11 protein-coding genes and 1 tRNA gene are annotated in these 15,926 nt (G+C 74.3%); 11 read left to right on the forward strand and 1 reads right to left on the reverse strand.

The genetic code is table 11. The features are described 5' to 3' along the window. The first annotated feature begins 45 nt into the window (after positions 1-45). The 10 genes from AB0D45_RS18420 (at position 46) to AB0D45_RS18465 (ending at position 11,390) form a co-directional block, all read left to right on the forward strand. Positions 46-1,257 (forward strand): DNA polymerase III subunit delta', encoded by a 1,212-nt coding sequence (locus tag AB0D45_RS18420; protein ID WP_362460088.1) that lies wholly within the window; start codon positions 46-48, stop codon positions 1,255-1,257. Between the two features lie 282 nt (positions 1,258-1,539). After that, positions 1,540-3,072, forward strand: a complete 1,533-nt coding sequence (locus AB0D45_RS18425) for an alpha/beta hydrolase (protein WP_362460091.1) — start codon at positions 1,540-1,542, stop codon at positions 3,070-3,072. Positions 3,073-3,174: 102 nt separating this feature from the next. Continuing rightward, a tRNA-Thr gene (locus AB0D45_RS18430) sits at positions 3,175-3,248 on the forward strand. Positions 3,249-3,479: 231 nt separating this feature from the next. After that, complete coding sequence (locus tag AB0D45_RS18435; protein WP_362460094.1) at positions 3,480-5,633, forward strand: MMPL family transporter; 2,154 nt, start codon at positions 3,480-3,482, stop codon at positions 5,631-5,633. A 4-nt stretch (positions 5,634-5,637) separates the two neighbouring features. Beyond that, positions 5,638-6,831, forward strand: coding sequence for a sensor histidine kinase (locus AB0D45_RS18440; RefSeq protein WP_362460097.1), 1,194 nt, complete (start codon positions 5,638-5,640; stop codon positions 6,829-6,831). Next, positions 6,821-7,474: a response regulator transcription factor gene (locus AB0D45_RS18445; protein ID WP_362460100.1), complete on the forward strand. Its 654-nt coding sequence runs from the start codon at positions 6,821-6,823 to the stop codon at positions 7,472-7,474. Before AB0D45_RS18440 ends, AB0D45_RS18445 begins: the two co-directional genes overlap by 11 nt. A gap of 128 nt (positions 7,475-7,602) precedes the next feature. Further along, positions 7,603-8,832, forward strand: coding sequence for a serine hydrolase domain-containing protein (locus tag AB0D45_RS18450; protein WP_362460103.1), 1,230 nt, complete (start codon positions 7,603-7,605; stop codon positions 8,830-8,832). A gap of 100 nt (positions 8,833-8,932) precedes the next feature. Continuing rightward, positions 8,933-9,457, forward strand: a complete 525-nt coding sequence (locus AB0D45_RS18455) for a GNAT family N-acetyltransferase (protein ID WP_362460106.1) — start codon at positions 8,933-8,935, stop codon at positions 9,455-9,457. 92 nt (positions 9,458-9,549) lie between these two features. Then, the gene (locus AB0D45_RS18460) at positions 9,550-10,071 is read left to right on the forward strand and encodes a SigE family RNA polymerase sigma factor (protein ID WP_361600777.1); all 522 of its coding nucleotides are present in this window, start codon (positions 9,550-9,552) and stop codon (positions 10,069-10,071) included. Positions 10,072-10,142: 71 nt separating this feature from the next. After that, positions 10,143-11,390 (forward strand): hypothetical protein, encoded by a 1,248-nt coding sequence (locus AB0D45_RS18465; protein WP_362460109.1) that lies wholly within the window; start codon positions 10,143-10,145, stop codon positions 11,388-11,390. A 15-nt stretch (positions 11,391-11,405) separates the two neighbouring features. Here the strand turns inward: AB0D45_RS18465 and AB0D45_RS18470 are convergent, their stop codons facing one another. Next, positions 11,406-13,121, reverse strand: coding sequence for a bifunctional 3'-5' exonuclease/DNA polymerase (locus AB0D45_RS18470; RefSeq protein ID WP_362460112.1), 1,716 nt, complete (start codon positions 13,119-13,121; stop codon positions 11,406-11,408). 930 nt (positions 13,122-14,051) lie between these two features. Here AB0D45_RS18470 and AB0D45_RS18475 point away from each other — a divergent pair. Then, positions 14,052-15,230: a DUF2786 domain-containing protein gene (locus tag AB0D45_RS18475; RefSeq protein WP_362460115.1), complete on the forward strand. Its 1,179-nt coding sequence runs from the start codon at positions 14,052-14,054 to the stop codon at positions 15,228-15,230. Positions 15,231-15,926 lie beyond the last annotated feature (696 nt).

Consider the following 15,926-nt stretch of genomic DNA (forward strand, 5'->3'; position numbering starts at 1 on the left):
ATGTGAGCAGGCAGTATCCACGGAGAGTGAAAGGCGGTGGGCGGCATGCCCGTGTGGGAAGACCTCGTCGGCCAGGAGCGCGTTCAGGCGCAGCTGGCCGCCGCAGCCCGCGATGCCGACGGCCTGGTCACCGCCATCGAGCAGGGCACCCCGCCGCCGCCCGCTTCCAAGATGACCCACGCCTGGCTCTTCACCGGCCCGCCGGGCTCCGGCCGGGCCACGGCCGCCCGCGCGTTCGCGGCGGCCCTCCAGTGCGTCAGCCCGGACCGCGCCCTCGGCGGCGAGCCGGGCTGCGGCTTCTGCGACGGCTGCCACACCACCCTGGCCGGCACCCACGCCGACGTGGAGATCGTGCGCACCGACCTGCTGTCCATCGGTGTGAAGGAAACCCGCGAGCTGGTCCGCCGGGCCCAGTTGTCACCCGCGGTGGGGCGCTGGCAGGTCATCGTGCTGGAGGATGCCGACCGGCTCACCGAAGGCGCCGGGAACGTACTCCTCAAGGCCGTGGAGGAGCCCGCTCCGCGGACGGTGTGGCTGCTGTGCGCGCCCTCCCTGGAGGACGTGCTGCCCACCATCCGGTCCCGCTGCCGGCACCTGACCCTGACCACCCCGTCCGTGGCGGCGGTGGCCGAGGTGCTGGTGCGGCGCGACGGCGTGGAACCGGCCGCGGCCGCGGCCGCGGCCCGAGCCACCCAGGGCCACATCGACCGCGCCCGCCGGCTCGCCACCGACGAGGCCGCCCGGACCCGCCGCGCCGCCGTCCTGAGGCTGCCGCTGCGGGTGGACGACGTCGGCGGCTGCCTCAAGGCCGCGCAGGAGCTGGTCGACGCCGCCGCCGAGGACGCCAAGCAGGTGGCGGAAGAGGTCGACACGAAGGAGACCGAGGACCTGAGGGCCGCGCTCGGCGCCGGAGCGGGAGCGGGCAGCCGTCTGCCGCGGGGTACCGCCGGGGCGATGAAGGAGCTCGAGGACCGCCAGAAGCGCCGCCGCACCAGGACCCAGCGCGACACCCTCGACCTCGCCCTCACCGACCTCACGGGCTTCTACCGGGACGTGCTGGCCCTCCAGCTCGGCTCCGCGGTGGCCATCGCCAACGAGGACATACGGGCGGACCTGGACCGGATCGCCCGGGCCTCGGGCCCCGAGCGCACGCTGCGGCGCATCGAGGCGATCATCGCCTGCCGTGACGCCCTCGACCGGAACGTGGCGCCGCTGCTGGCGGTGGAGGCCATGACGATGGCGCTGCGCGCGGGCTGACCGGCCCCTGGCCGGCCCCTGACCGGCCCCTGACCGGCGCACGGCCCGGTCCGGGCTCGGTTCCGCCCCGCCTTCGGCCCGGTCCGGGCTCGGTTCACGGCCCGTCCACGGCTCTTTCCCCAAGCCGGTCCGCCACCAACCGGTTCACCCGTACGAGCGGTCCAGGGCCGACCGCTGCGAGGGCCGCTCGGGGCGCGGCGCCCGGCTCCCGCCCGGTCGGCGGACGGCCGGGCGGATCCCGCACACCCGACGGGGGCCCTCGGCAGCACGTAGGCTCGCCGCATGGACACCAGGAGCCTGCTGCGCACCACCGGGACCGCGATCGCAGCCGCCGGGCTGCTGGTCTCCGGGTGCACCTCCGGGGAGCCGCAGGCGGCCCCCTCGGCGCCGTCCACCGCCGTCCCGGAGGCGCTGCGCCCGTACTACAGCCAGAAGCTGACCTGGCGTGACTGCGGTGTCCCCGGCTTCCAGTGCTCCACCCTGAAGGCGCCGCTGGACTACGCGGACCCCGGCTCCGGCCAGGACGTCGAGCTCGCGGTGGCCCGCCGCCCGGCCACCGGCCCGGGGAAGCGGCTGGGCTCCCTCCTGGTCAACCCCGGCGGCCCCGGCGGTTCCGGCATCGGCTACCTCCAGGCGTACGCGGGCATCGGCTACCCGGCGCCCGTGCGCGCCCAGTACGACATGGTCTCCTTCGACCCGCGCGGGGTGGCCCGCAGCAGCCCCGTCGAGTGCCTGACCGGGCCGGGGATGGACCGCTTCACCCAGGTGGACCAGACGCCGGACGACCAGGCGGAGCGCGCCCGGCTGGTGGCCGCGTTCAAGGAGTTCGCGGCGGGCTGCGAGACGCGCTCGAAGCGGGTCCTGCCGCACGTCGCCACGGTGGACGCCGCCCGGGACATGGACATGCTCCGCGGGGTGCTGGGCGACGAGAAGCTCAACTACGTCGGAGCCTCGTACGGCACCTTCCTCGGCGCCACGTACGCGGAACTCTTCCCGGCCCGTGTGGGCAGGCTGGTCCTGGACGGCGCGATGGACCCCTCCCGGTCGGCCCTGGAGCTGAACCGCGACCAGACGGCGGGCTTCGAGACCGCCTTCCGCTCCTTCGCCAAGGACTGCGCGAAGCAGGCGGGCTGCCCGCTGGGCCAGGGCGGCCCCGACGCGGTGGCGCAGCGCCTGAAGGAGTTCTTCCGCAAGGTCGACGCCCAGCCCGTCCCCTCGGGCGACCCGGCCCGTCCGCTGGGCGAGTCCCTCGCGACGACGGGGGTGATCGCGGCGCTGTACGACGAGAGCGCCTGGCCGCAGCTGCGGGAGGCCCTCACCGACGCGATGAACGGCGACGGGGCCGGCCTGCTGGCCCTCGCCGACAGCTACTACGAGCGCGAGGCGGACGGCACGTACGCGAACCTCATGTTCGCCAACGCCGCCGTGAACTGCCTCGACCAGCCGCCGGCTTTCAGCGGTCCCGAGGCGGTGGACGCCGCGCTGCCCTCCTTCGAGAAAGCCTCCCCGGTCTTCGGCACCGGCCTGGCCTGGGCCTCGCTGAATTGTGCCTACTGGCCGGTGAAGGCCACCGGCCAGGCGAAGCCGCTGAAGGCGGCGGGCGCGGCCCCGATCGTGGTGGTCGGCACGACACGGGACCCGGCGACCCCGTACAAGTGGGCCCAGGCCCTGGCCGGCCAGCTGGACTCGGGCACCCTCCTCACGTACGACGGGGACGGCCACACGGCGTACGGCCGCGGCAGCGACTGCGTCGACACCGCGATCAACCGCTACCTCCTGCAGGGCGTGCCCCCTGCGGACGGCAAGCGCTGCTGACCTCCGCCCGCCCCGGTTCGGGGCACCCGGTTTAACCCTGTAGACTTGGCGCCGCTGCTGATGAGAGCTTCCTTCCAGGGAAATTCTTGTCTCCCCAGCGGTGCCGCCTTAGCTCAGTTGGCCAGAGCAACGCACTCGTAATGCGTAGGTCTCGGGTTCGAATCCCGAAGGCGGCTCTGTAGAAGCCCCAGGACTCACTCGCCGTGACCTGGGGCTTTTGCTATTTGTGCTATTTGGTGGATGTTGCGACGGGGCACGGCTCCGCCGTCCTCGCTCGTGGAGCCGCGTGCGCGGGAGACGCGGTCGGCTGGGCGGGGTGGGCTCGCTGGGGGTCCATCGACCGGTGGACAACGAGTTCAGTCGGTCGAGGCTGTCGGGCGCCGGGGCTGCTTGGCCAGCATGGATGCATGACCAATCTCCCTGTATGCATGGCCCGTTGGAGCGCCGCACATCCGTGGCGCGCCATCGTCGGATGGTTCCTTTTCGTCGCTCTCTGCCTGGGCGCGGGGACCGCCGTCGGCGGCAACCCGGCGACGAGTGCGGATTTCCGGATAGGTGAGGCCGGCCGGGCGGAGGCGATGGCAGCCGAAGGCGGGCTCCAGCAGCGGCCGCTGGAGCGGGTGCTGATCACCTCTCGTGGGGGTGGGAGCCCGCCCGGGGCCGCGGCGCGGGAGGTGGCCGAGCGGATGCGGGCGCTGCCCGAGGTGCTGGCTGTCGCCGATCCGGTGACAGCGGCCGACGGTTCCGCGGTCCGGGTCGACGTGACCATGAAGGGGCCGGAGCTCGAGGGCAAGAGGCACGTGGACCCGCTGCTCGCGGCGACCGCCGAGGTGCAGTCCGCGCATCCGGAGCTGCGCGTGGAGGAGGTCGGCAGTCCTTCCATCGGCAAGGGGGTGGAGGAGCTGCGCGGGGACGACCTGGCCCGCACCGAGGTCATCGCACTCCCGGTCACGCTGGTCACACTGCTGCTGGTCTTCAGCTCCGTGGTGATGGCCCTGGTGCCGCTGCTGCTGGCGCTCTCCTCGATCATCGGGGCCGTCGGCCTGTCGATGCTCGCCTCGCACGTCTTCCCTGACGCCGGGGTCGGCACCAATGTGATCCTGCTGATCGGGCTCGCGGTGGGCGTGGACTACACGCTCTTCTACCTCAAGCGGGAGCGGGAGGAGCGGGCGAAGGCGGGTGGCCGTCTCGACTCGCGGGCGATCGTAGAGCTGGCTGCGGCCACCTCCGGCCGGGTCGTGGTGCTCTCGGGGCTGGCCGTCGCGGTCTCCAGCGCCACCCTGTACCTGGCGGACGACGTCATCTTCTCCTCCATCGCCACCGGCGCGATCGTCGTGACCCTGGTCGCGGTGGCCAGTTCGCTGACCGTGCTGCCCGCGCTGCTGGCCAAGCTCGGCGAGCGGGCCGAGCGCCGGGCCGTACGCAAGGGCGCCCGGACCCGGCGGCGGAGCGGCGGCAGCCGCGCCTGGGGCGGGAGGCTCACCGCCGCCGTGCTGCGGCCCGTCAGCCGCCGGCCCGGCGTCACCCTGGCCGTGTCCGTCCTCGCGATGCTCGCCCTGTCCGCCCCGCTGCTCGGCCTGAAGCTCACCGACATGGGCCGCGAGACGCACTCCCGCGCCATACCCGCCATGCAGACGTACGACCGGCTGAACGCGGCCTTCCCCGAGCTCAAGGCCATGAACCAGGTCGTCGTACGGGCCGGGGCGGAGCAGGCGGGCGAGGTGGGCGCGGCCCTGGACGAGCTGGCGCGACGGGCAGGAGGGCAGGCGGGTGTACGGACCTCCCAGGACGGCCGGACCAGCCTCCTGGAGCTGGCGGTCCCGCACTACGTGAGCACCGAGGAGGCGCAGGGCTCGCTGCGGCGACTGCGCAGCGAGCTGGTGCCCGCCACCGTCGGCAAGGTGGCCGGCGCCCGGATCGCCGTGACCGGTGACGTGGCCCGCTACGCCGACTATCCCGAGCACCAGAAGCGGAAGCTGCCGCTGATCATCGGGGCGCTGCTGCTGGTGACCTTCGCCATGACGGTGTGGGCGTTCCGCTCGGTGGTCCTGGGGCTGGTGGGCGTGGTGCTCAACCTGCTCTCGGCCGGAGCCTCGCTCGGTGTGCTGGTGCTCGCCTTCCAGGGGACCTGGGCGGAGGGGATGCTCGACTTCACCTCCACGGCGTCGATCGGATCCCGGGTGCCGTTGTTCCTCTTCGGGCTGTCGATGGACTACCAGGTGTTCGTCATCAGCCGGATCAGGGAGGGGGCATTGGCCGGGGTGCCCACCCGCAAGGCGGTGCTGGACGGGATCGGCAGCTCGGCGGGCGTGGTGACCAGCGCGGCCGTGGTGATGGTGACGGTGTTCGCCAGCTTCACCGCGCTGCACCTGATCGAGATGAAGCAGATCGGCTTCAGCCTGGCGGTGGCGGTCCTCCTCGACGCCTTCGTCATCCGGATCCTGGTGCTGCCGTCCCTGATGCTGCTGCTCGGCGCGTGGAACTGGTGGCCTTCGCGCGGCATGCGCGCTGCTCAGCGGACGGTGTCCCCCGAGCTCCCGTCACTCGAAAAAGTAGGCTGACATGATGAGCCAACGCCCAGCCACATCAGCAAAGTTGTGGATTGCCGACCTCCATCTGGGCCACAGCGTGATGTGGTTCGTCCTCGGACTGGCTCCTTCGGCCGTCGCCGTGGTGGATGAGGCCGGTCCGGCGAAGTGGGCGTCGCTTGCGGTGCTGGCGGTGCTGGCCGGCGGGCACGCGGTGGTCCGGCTCTTCCCCGGGAATCCGGTCCTGCGGCCCGAGCGGTACCTGTGGGTGCTGGCGGCAGGGCTGGGCGCGATGGGCTGGCTGCCGGGCGGCGGAGCGGCACTGTTCATCGTCTCCCTCCCGCAATTCTGGATCTTCACGGCGACCGCCCGGGCCGCGATCGTCCTCAGTGGGGCGGCGGCCGCGGCGACGGTGGTCGGCAGTTCGGTGCGCAGCGCCGACGTACTCACCGGCAACGGGGCCTTCACGCTCATCGGATACGCGACGGGAGTGCTGGTCGGCATGCTGGTCCACCGGCTGATGGAGGACGCGGAAGCTCGGGCGCTGAGGCTGAGCGAGGAGCTGGAGGACACCCGGCAGCGACTCGCCGAGGCCCACCGCAGGGAGGGCGCCACCGCCGAGCGGGAACGGCTCGCCCGGGAGATCCACGACACGCTGGCCCAGGGCTTCGCCTCGATCATCGTCCTGGCGGAGGCGGCCCGTGCGGGCGTCCGCACCGAACCGGAGCGGGCGGCTCAGCAGTTGCTGTCCATCGAGCGGACCGCCCGGGAGAACTTCGCCGAGGCGCGGGTTCTCGTAGGGTCCGCGCCGCAGAGCGGCCTCACCCCGGGGTCGGTGGCCGCGACCCTGCGCCGGACCCTGGACCGGTTCACTCAGGACACCGGGCTCACGGTCGAGGCGGAACTGCCGGAGATCGCATGCGACCAGCAGACCCGGATCGCGTTGCTGCGCTGTACGCAGGAGTCGCTGGCCAACGTACGCAAGCACGCCGGAGCCACGACGGTGGGCGTGGTCCTGGCCGGGCTGCCCGATGCTGTCGAGCTGGAGATCACGGATGACGGCCGGGGCTTCGTGGTCGACGACTCCCGGGGTTTCGGGCTCGACGGCATGCGCAAACGGATGGCCGAGCTCGGCGGAGCGCTCACGGTCACCAGCTCGCTCGGGGACGGGACCCGCGTCCTCGCCACGATCCCCCACGGCAACAACGGACAGGTGCGACATGACGGTTGAGGACGGGAAGATCCGCGTGGTGGTCGTGGACGACCACACGGTGATGCGTGCCGGAGTGGTCGCGCTGCTGGCCCCGGAGCCTGCCATCGACATCGTGGGCGAGGCCGGCAACGGCCGGGAGGCCGTCGAGCTCGTCACCGCCCTCGCCCCCGACGTGGCGCTGGTGGACCTGCGGATGCCGGTACTCGACGGGGTCGCCGCGACCGAGCAGATCGTCGCCGGCCCCTCCGGGACACGGGTGCTGATCCTCACCACCTATGACACGGACGCGGAGATCGAGCGGGCGGTGGAGGCGGGGGCCGTCGGGTACCTCCTGAAGGACACGACCCGCGAGCAGCTCGTCGACGCCATCCGTGCCGCGCACCGGGGGGAGACGGTGCTCGCCCCCCGGGTCGCGGAGCGCCTCGTCGCCCGCATACGCCGCCCGGCTCCCGTGGCCCTGACCTCCCGGGAGCTGGACGTGCTGAACGCGGTGGCGGACGGGCTGTCCAATGCGGACATCGGCCGGCGGCTGGTGATCGCGGAGGCGACGGTGAAGACCCACCTGCTGCGGGTCTTCGCCAAGCTGGACGTCAGCGACCGTACCCACGCGGTGGTCACGGCCATCGAGAGCGGGCTGCTCCGGCGCCCCGGCCGGGGATAGCGGGGCCTGCCGGCGGGGCGGTGGTGCGGGCCCGGGTTCGGGTCGCCGCACGCGCGGGAGCGGGTCTAGTTTGGGAGGGACACGGCAGTGGGTCGGGGGCCTGGGCGGCGCATGGCAGGAGGCCGGGCATGACGACACGGTGGCGCAGTGCGGCGGTCGTGACGGCCGCGGTCGGACTGGTGATGGTCCCCGTCGGTGTCGGGGCGGGGTACGCGTGGGAGACGGCGGCGCCCGCGACCGTTCAGGCGGCGCCAGCGGTCACTCCGCCGCCTCCGGCGGCCGACGACTTCCCGCAGCTCACGCCGGCGGTGGCGGCGCAGCTGGACGGGGCCGTCCAGAAGGTGCTGAAGGAGGCGCGGGTGCCGGGCGTGGTCGTCGCGCTGTCCGCCCCCGGCAAGGGCGAGTACGTGCGGTCCTTCGGCGTGGCCGACAAGGCGACCGGCGCGCCGATGCGCGCCGACATGAACCAGCGGATCGGCAGCGTCACGAAGACCTTCACGGTGACGGCCGTACTGCAGCTGGTCGACGCCGGCAAGGTGGGGCTGGACGACCCCATCGGGAAGTACGTCGCCGGGGTGCCGAACGGCGACCGGATCACCTTGCGCGAACTGGCCGGGATGCGCAGCGGGCTGTTCAACTACTCCGAGGACGAAGGTTTCTTCAAGGCGCTGACGTCCGATCCGCGGCGCCCCTTCACCCCGCAGGAGCTGCTCGGATACGCCTTCAAGCATCCGGTGCAGTTCGAGCCGAACGCCAAGTTCGACTACTGCAACACCAACCTGATCCTGCTGGGGCTGGTGGTGGAGAAGGTGAGCGGGACCCCGCTGAACCGCTACATCAACGAGCAGGTGGTCAAACCCGCCGGGCTGCGGCACACGTTCTTCCCGACCGGTGCGGAGTTCCCGGCCCCGCACGCGCAGGGCTACACCGACCAGACGGCCTCCGGGAAGACGGAGAACGCCACCGACTGGAACCCCTCCTGGGGCTGGGCGGCCGGTGCGATGGTCTCGGACCTCCCCGACCTGCGGAGCTGGGCGAAGACCCTGGCCACCGGGACCCTGCTGACCCCCGCCACCCAGGCCCAGCGGCTGAAGGTGGTGCCGGCGCTGCCCGGTACGGGTTACGGCCTGGGCCTGTTCAACGTCCAGGGCTGGATCGGGCACAACGGATCGCTGCCGGGCTACCAGGATCTGGTGGTCTACCTCCCGCAGTCGCAGGCGACCCTGGTGGTCATGCTGAACACGGACATCGGCTACGAGGGCTCCGAGCCCAGCACCCTGTTCGGTGAGGCGATCACGAAGATCGTCACCTCGCAGCACGTGTTCTCGCTGCCCGCCCAGCCCGTGACCGGGCACTGAACCGAGCACGTCCCGGCCTGCCGGGACGACCGCACCTGCACCGGCTCCTGTTCCCCGCGCACAATGGACCACGTCGCGCGAGTGGATCAAGGAGAGACGCATGTTCGGTCAGTCGGAAACCCAGGACGGCATCGGCAACGGCATCGGCAGCACGGTCACGGACGAGGGCTCCGGCGTCGTGCTCCGCGTGGCGGGGGAGGCGGACCTGGACACGGCCGCGGACCTGTTCCGCGGCTACCTCGACTTCTACGAGGTGGACGTCAAGGACGCGGACGGCCCGCGGCAGTTCCTCGCCGAGCGCATCGCCAGGGGGGAGTCGCTGGTGCTGCTCGCCGACGCGCCCGGCGTCGCGGGCACGGTCGGTTTCGCACAGGTCTACCAGGCGTTCTCCTCCCTCACCCTGAGCACGGCGTGGATCCTCAACGACCTGTACGTCGCCCCCGCCGGCCGCCGTACCGGCGCCGGCCGGGCACTGCTGCGCGAGGTGCTGCGCCGGGCGCGGGAGGCCGGAGTGGCGGGGGTGCAGCTGGAGACCGCGTACGACAACCACGTCGCGCAGGGGCTGTACGAGTCCGAGGGCTTCGTGCGCGAGGAGTTCCACGTGTACTTCCACGACCTCGCCTGAGGAGACCTCCGCCCTGCCCCCCGAAATCACGGGTGAAACATTTCCCGGGGGCCGTCGCGTCGATGGGGTGAGACGGACGCGAGGGGGAGTGCATGCGGCAGGGTCGCAGAGACGGGTTCCGCGAGTTCGCGGCAGGCCGGTCGGGGCATCTGTACCGGTCGGCCTGCCTGCTGGCGAGCGGGGACACCCACCTCGCCGAGGACCTCGTACAGGAGACCCTGGGGCGGATGTACCTGCTCTGGGGTCGGATCGCGCGCATCGACAATCCGGCCGCGTACGCGCAGACGGTGCTGGTACGGGTCTTCCTGACGCACCAGCGCCGCAGGTCGGCGGGGGAGCGCCCGGTCGGGGAGTTCCCCGATGCCGGGGGCGTGCAGCCGGCGGCGGGCGGCGCTGATCCGGCGCTGCGGCTGACGCTGCTGGAGGCCCTGGGGCGGCTGGCGCCCAAGGACCGGGCCGTGCTGGTGCTGCGGTACTGGGAGGACCGCAGCGTCGAGGAGACCGCCGAGGCGATGAAGGTCAGCTCGGCGGCCGTACGGACCCGCGCGTCCCGGGCGCTGTCCCGGCTGCGGGGGCAACTGGGCGGCAGCCTTGCCGAGTTCGCGGGCCACTGAGGCGGCGGCGCCGCCGTTCGCGTCCGCCCCGTCCCCTCTCTCCGCCAACCAAGTGGAAGGTCTGGTTCCCCATGCCCTTTGAAGACGAGCTAGGCGAAGCCCTCCGGAGCGCGGGTGCCGCTTTCACACCGGACCCGCAGGCCCTGCTGGAGGCGGGGGAGCGGCGCGGACGCCGGCTGGTGGCCCGCCGCCGGGCCGCCGTGGCCGGCGGCTCCGTGCTGGCCCTGGCCCTGGTCGGCACGGCCGGAGCCTGGACCGGCGGTCTGATCGGCGGCGACGGCACGGGCAACGTCGCGGCGGCGCCCGACCTGCCCGGCCGGGGGCCGGCCAGACCGGGCGGTGGCGCCGACCCGCAGGCGCGGGCGGGCACGGGGGCGGTCACGGCCGGGCAGATGGCCGCCATCCTGAGGTCGCTCGTCCCGGTCGGCCAGGTGACGGACATCGAGAGCCGGGGCACCGATGACCAGGCCCCCAGCGCGCGGGGGCTGGTGGACGACGGGAAGGGCAAGGGGCGCGTCGGCGTCCTGCTCACCCGCATCGACCCGGCCGGCGCGATGGCCCGCGAGATGACCACCTGCCCCGACCGCAAGAACGTGGCGTACGACTCCTGCAAGGAAGAGGTACTGCCCGATGGTTCCCGGCTGCTGCTGATCCAGTCCTACGACTACGACGACGCCCGCAAGTCGGTGAAGGACTGGCGGGCGACCCTCGCCACCCCGCAGGGCTTCCTCATCGACGCCTCCGAGGCCAATGCGACGCAGGGCAAGGGGGTTCCCGTCACCCGCCCCGAACCACCGTTGACCATGGCGCAGATGAAGGCCCTGGTGGTCTCGGACAAGTGGCGCCCGGCCCTGGACGACCTGCCGCCCGCCCCTTCGGAGCACACGGGCCGCACATCGCCCGAGCTCGACGCCGAGAACCAGCTGGAGCACCTGCTGCGCGAGTTCGAGATCCCGGTCGCCGACAAGGGCGGCGACGGCGGCTACGGCTGGGTGGTCCTCGACGACGGCCAGGGCCGCTCCCTGATCGAGCTCCGCGTCCAGCGGCCCGCCGACAGCAGCGGCTTCCCGGCCGACGCCGCCGCGCAGCCCGGCGGGATCCGGCTGAAGGCGTCGCAGGGCCCCGCCGGCCAGGGCGCGCCGGGCGTGGTCCGCTGGTCGGTGGACGCCCTGCGCCCCGACGGGGTGCGCCTGACGGTCTCGGCGTTCAACGCCCCGAAGCAGTCGGGTCCGGCGAGCCGTACGGCGCCCGTGCTCACGGTGGAGCAGCTGAAGAAGGTCGCGTTGAACCCGCTCTGGGACGACGTGTGGGAGCGCTGACGGAGCCGGCGGAGGTCACTTGGCGTCGGCGTAGCACTCCACGACCGCGGTGGTGAACGGGAAGCGGACCGGGGTGTCCCCGAAGGTGATGCGGCCGGCCAGGTCGCCGGCGGCGCGGATCGCCTCGGCGACGGCCTGCGCCTCCTCGGCGGGGCAGTGCACGATCACCTCGTCGTGCTGGAAGAACACCAGCTCGGCGCGCATCCCCGCGGTGGCCTGGCGCAGCGCCGCGAGCATGACCAGGGCCCAGTCGGCCGCGCTGCCCTGTACGACGAAATTACGGGTGAACCGGCCGCGGGCCCGGGTGTTGGTCGAGGCGTGGCCCGGGGTCCAGCCCGCGTCCTCGGCGTCCGCGCGCTCCTGCGGGATCCCGGCCTCGTCGGCCTCTGCGGCGCCGGCCGGCGGCGGGCAGGTGCGGCCCAGCCAGGTGCGTACGAGCCGCCCCTCCTCGCCCGCCCGGGCCGCGTCGTCGACGTACGCCACGGCGCGGGGGAAGCGGCGGCGCAGCGCGGCCAGGTTCTTCAGGCCGTCGCCGGAGGTCTGGCCGTAGACGGCGCCGAGGACGGCGATCTTGGCCTTGTCCCGGTCGCCGGAGAAGCCCTGGCGGGAGATGGCCGTGTAGAGGTCCTCGGGGCGTCCGGCCACCTCCATGAAGGCCGGGTCGCGGGAGATCGCGGCGAGGACGCGGGGCTCCATCTGGTCGGCGTCGGCGACGACCAGCCGCCAGCCGGGGTCGGCGACGACCGCCCGGCGGATCACCTTCGGGATCTGCAGGGCGCCTCCGCCGTTGGTGACCCAGCGGCCGGTGAGGGTGCCGCCGGGGATGAACTCGGGGCGGAAACGGCCTTCGCGGACCCAGTCCGCGAGCCAGGACCAGCCGTGGGCGGTGTAGATCCGGTACAGCTTCTTGTACTCGAGGAGCGGCGCGACGGCGGGGTGGTCGACCTCCTGGATCGCCCAGCGGCGGGTCGACCTGAGCCTGATCCCGGCCTCGGCGAAGGCCTTGATGACGTCGGCGGGCAGTTCGGGGCGCACGCGGCGGCCGAACGCGGCGGAGATCCGGTCGGTGAGCTCGGCCAGGCGGCGGGGCTCGCCCCCGCCCGCGTAGCGCTCGCCGAGCAGCTCGGTCAGCAGGGCGCGGTGCACGTCGGCCCGCCAGGGCAGGCCCGCCCGGTGCATCTCGGCGGCGACGAGGAACGCGGCCGACTCGGAGGCGGTGAGCAGGCGCATCCGGTCGGGGTGGGCGGTGGCGGCGGTCCGGCGCGCCTGGTCGGCGTGGACGGCGAGCAGGGCGTCGAGGGGGAGCGGGGCGGCCGGCTGGGGGTCGAAGAAGTCGAAGAGGGAGTCCTGCGCGGCGGCGCGGGCGGGCTCGGCGGCGCGCTGCGGGGGGTCCGGCGGGACGGGGGCGTCATTGAGCCGGGCCCAGGCGGCGGCGGCCGAGCGGGGCTCGCCGGAGCGGCCCTCGTGGGCGAGGAGCAGCTGCTCGGCGTCCTCGATGTCGTAGCACCGTTCGACGCGGGTGCCGGCGGCGAGGAGGCGGGGGTAGACGGCCGCGGTGGACCGCCAGATCCAGCGGGTGCCGGCGGGGGCGGAGCGGATCGCCTCGGCGGGGGTGGCGGTGGTGGTGCGGGGGCCGCGGGGCGCGGGGGCTCCGGGGAGGACGGGGGTGGCGTGCCACTGGCCGTCGGCGGTTTCGGCGAGGGCCCAGGGGGTGGTGGGGTGGTCGCTCACGAGTGCGAGTGTCCCACCGGGGTCTGACAGTGGGCGGGGCGGGCGCGCCGGTCCCGTGCCGGGGGCGGGCGGGGCCGCGGTTGCGGGGTGCGTGCCCGTTCCCACCCCCCGCCCGTTTTCCGGGGCTGCGGCCCGGGCCGCTGTGGGGCTGCGCCCCGGGGCCGCGTTGGCTGCGCCCGGGCCGGGTGGGGTTGCGCCCCGAGCCGTGTGGGGTCGTGCTCGGGCGCCGTGGGTGCCGGTGCCGGTGCCGGGCGGGGTGGCCGCTGCGCGGTGCGGGCCCCTCCCCACCCTTCGCCCGTTCCCCGGGGCTCCGCCCCGGCCCCCCGGGGCTGTGCCCCGTTCCCCCGGGGCTGTGCCCCGTTCCCCTCGGGGCTGCGCCCCCGTTCCCCTCGGGGCTGGGCCCCGGACCCCGGGCTGTGCCCGCTCCCTGGGGGCTGTGCCCCGGCCCCCCGGGGGCTGTGCCCCGGCCCCCCGGGGGCTGTGCCCCCGCCCCCCGGGCTGTGCCCCCATCGCCGTGGGGCTGCGCCCTCACCTCCCGTAGGGCTGCGCCGGGGGCCCTGGTGGTGGGCCCAGGCCACCGGGGCTGCCCCCGCCTCCCGGGGTTGTGCCCCCGCCTCCCGTGGGGTTGCGGCCGGGGCCCCGGTGGTGCGTCCCGGCCCCCATGTAGGGCTGCGCCCCCGTTCCGGTGGGGCTGGGCCCTCACCTTCCTGGGCTGCGCCCCGGCCGCCCGTGGGGCTGCGGCCGGGGCCCCGGGGGTGCGCGCCGGCTTCTTGGGCTGTGCCCTGGCTGCCCTGGGCTGTGCCCCCCTGGTCTTCCTCGGGTGGGTTCCGGCCCGCTTGGGGCTGTGCCCCGGGGCCCGGGGGGCACTCCGGTTCCTGGGGCTTCGTACGCGCCGGGAGGGGCGTTTGGCCGGCGTGTAAAGCTGAAGGGGTGAGTCAGTGTGCCGAGATCGTCGACCGGGCCTTCGCGGCCGCCCTTTACGCCCAGGACGACGCCGGGCTCGACACCGGGGCCTCCGTGCTCGCCGCCGACGGCGGGCAGTGGGGCGGAGTCGGCCGGGAGTTGCTCGCGCGCGGGGAGGCGTACGTACGACAGGCCTGGGAGCGCGGCTGGCAGCCGGCCGACGTGCTGCGGCTGGTGCGGCGGGACCTCGACCCCGTGCACCTGCGCATCGCCGAGGACGTGATCGCCGCCGAGGCGCGCCGGTACGCGCGGCTGCCGGAGCGGTGGGGTGCGCCCGAGGTGTGGTGGACGGCGGACGAGGAGTACGCCGACGGCCTCGCGCGCCGCGAGAGGTCCGACCGGTTCACCCTCGCCACGGCCGTCCTGGAGGTGTTCCGGCTGCTGATCCGGCTGCCGTCCATCGAGCCGGTGGGCCCGCTGCCCGGTGACCCGGCCGACGCCCTCGCGGAGCACGCCCACATCGAGCCGCGCATGCTGGGGCGGATCCGGGCGCTGCTGGCGAAGGCCGAGGCGACGACGTACCCGGAAGAGGCGGAGGCGCTCAGCGCGAAGGCGCAGGAGCTGATGGCCCGGCACACGGTGGACGAGGCGCTGCTGGCGGTGCGCGGCGGCGGCCCGGCGCAGGTGCCCGGCGCGTGCCGGATCGGGGTCGAGCCGCCGTACGAGGAGGCCAAGGCGGTGCTGCTGGACGCGGTGGCGACCGCGAACCGTTGCCGAGCGGTGTGGAACAGCGGCTTCGAGTTCTCGACGGTGGTCGGCTTCGAGAGCGACCTGGAGGCGGTGGAGCTGCTGTACACCTCGCTGCTCGTGCAGGGCACGGCGGCGATGACCCGGGCCGAGGCCGCCCAGCGGGCGGGCGGCCGAAAGCGGACCAAGACCTTCCGGCAGTCTTTCCTGCTCGCCTACGCCAGCCGGCTCGGGCGGCGGCTCGCCGAGACCGCCGAGCACACGGCCACCGAGGCGCCGGACAACCTGCCCGCCCTGGTGGCCCGGGACGTGGCGGTCGGCGCGCGGGCCGACGAGATGTTCCCCCGGACCACGACCACGCGGCTGCGCGGGGCCACCGACCACGCGGGCTGGGAGGACGGCACGGCGGCCGCCGACGCCGCCCACGTGGGCGGCGGCCGGAAGACCGCCCTGCCGTAGCCGCCGAAGCGGCGCCCGATTGCGGTCGGCACGCCGCCGTCCGGCGGGCGGGTGACCGCCCTCCCGCCGGTGGCGGGCGGTCGCCCGGTGGACAGGCGACCGCCTTCCCGTCGGCGGTGGGCTGGCGTGCCGTTGCCGGGGGAGCCTTCTCGCCGTTGGCGGATCGCCGTCCGGTGGGCGTGACCGTGCGCCGGTGGCCTCCGGGCCGTGCAGCCGTGGCGGTCGGACCGCCCTCCGGTGGGTGTCCTCCCGTCGGCGGCCGATTGCCGTCCCGTGCGTGGGTGACGGCCTTGCCGCCATCCCTGCGTCGGCGGGCTGCCGTCCAGTGGACGGGGGGGGGACTGTGGCGTGACTGTGGTTCGGCGGCTGCCGTGGAGAGCGGACGCCCTCCGGTGGGCCAGGGGCCGCCCTCCCGCCGGTGACCGCCGCCCTCCCGCCGGTGACCGCCGCCCTCCCGCCGGGGGCGGCCTGGCGTCCGCCCTTCTCGCCGTTGGCGGGCTGCCGTCTCGTAGGCGGTGATCGTGCTGGCGTGGTGACGGGACCGCCCACCGGCGGGCGGGTGGCCGCTCTGGTGCCCTTGGCGGGGTTGGGGGTGGTCGCCTGGGCCCGCCCCCTCCGCGGCTGCCCCCGGCGGCAGGCGTAGGCCCCCGTGGCCGTTCTGGGCGAAGGCGGCGAAGGCGGAGGAATGGGGCAGCC

The sequence above is a fragment of the Streptomyces sp. NPDC048352 genome (genome assembly GCF_040651895.1).
GTDB lineage: Bacteria > Actinomycetota > Actinomycetes > Streptomycetales > Streptomycetaceae > Streptomyces.

What these genes read in the sequence shown, in the direction of transcription:
- AB0D45_RS18420 (WP_362460088.1), top strand. Translation starts at nt 46, where the DNA reads ATGCCCGTGTGGGAAGACCTCGTCGGCCAGGAGCGCGTTCAGGCGCAG.
- AB0D45_RS18425 (WP_362460091.1), top strand. Translation starts at nt 1,540, where the DNA reads ATGGACACCAGGAGCCTGCTGCGCACCACCGGGACCGCGATCGCAGCC.
- AB0D45_RS18435 (WP_362460094.1), top strand. Translation starts at nt 3,480, where the DNA reads ATGACCAATCTCCCTGTATGCATGGCCCGTTGGAGCGCCGCACATCCG.
- AB0D45_RS18440 (WP_362460097.1), top strand. Translation starts at nt 5,638, where the DNA reads ATGAGCCAACGCCCAGCCACATCAGCAAAGTTGTGGATTGCCGACCTC.
- AB0D45_RS18445 (WP_362460100.1), top strand. Translation starts at nt 6,821, where the DNA reads ATGACGGTTGAGGACGGGAAGATCCGCGTGGTGGTCGTGGACGACCAC.
- AB0D45_RS18450 (WP_362460103.1), top strand. Translation starts at nt 7,603, where the DNA reads ATGACGACACGGTGGCGCAGTGCGGCGGTCGTGACGGCCGCGGTCGGA.
- AB0D45_RS18455 (WP_362460106.1), top strand. Translation starts at nt 8,933, where the DNA reads ATGTTCGGTCAGTCGGAAACCCAGGACGGCATCGGCAACGGCATCGGC.
- AB0D45_RS18460 (WP_361600777.1), top strand. Translation starts at nt 9,550, where the DNA reads ATGCGGCAGGGTCGCAGAGACGGGTTCCGCGAGTTCGCGGCAGGCCGG.
- AB0D45_RS18465 (WP_362460109.1), top strand. Translation starts at nt 10,143, where the DNA reads ATGCCCTTTGAAGACGAGCTAGGCGAAGCCCTCCGGAGCGCGGGTGCC.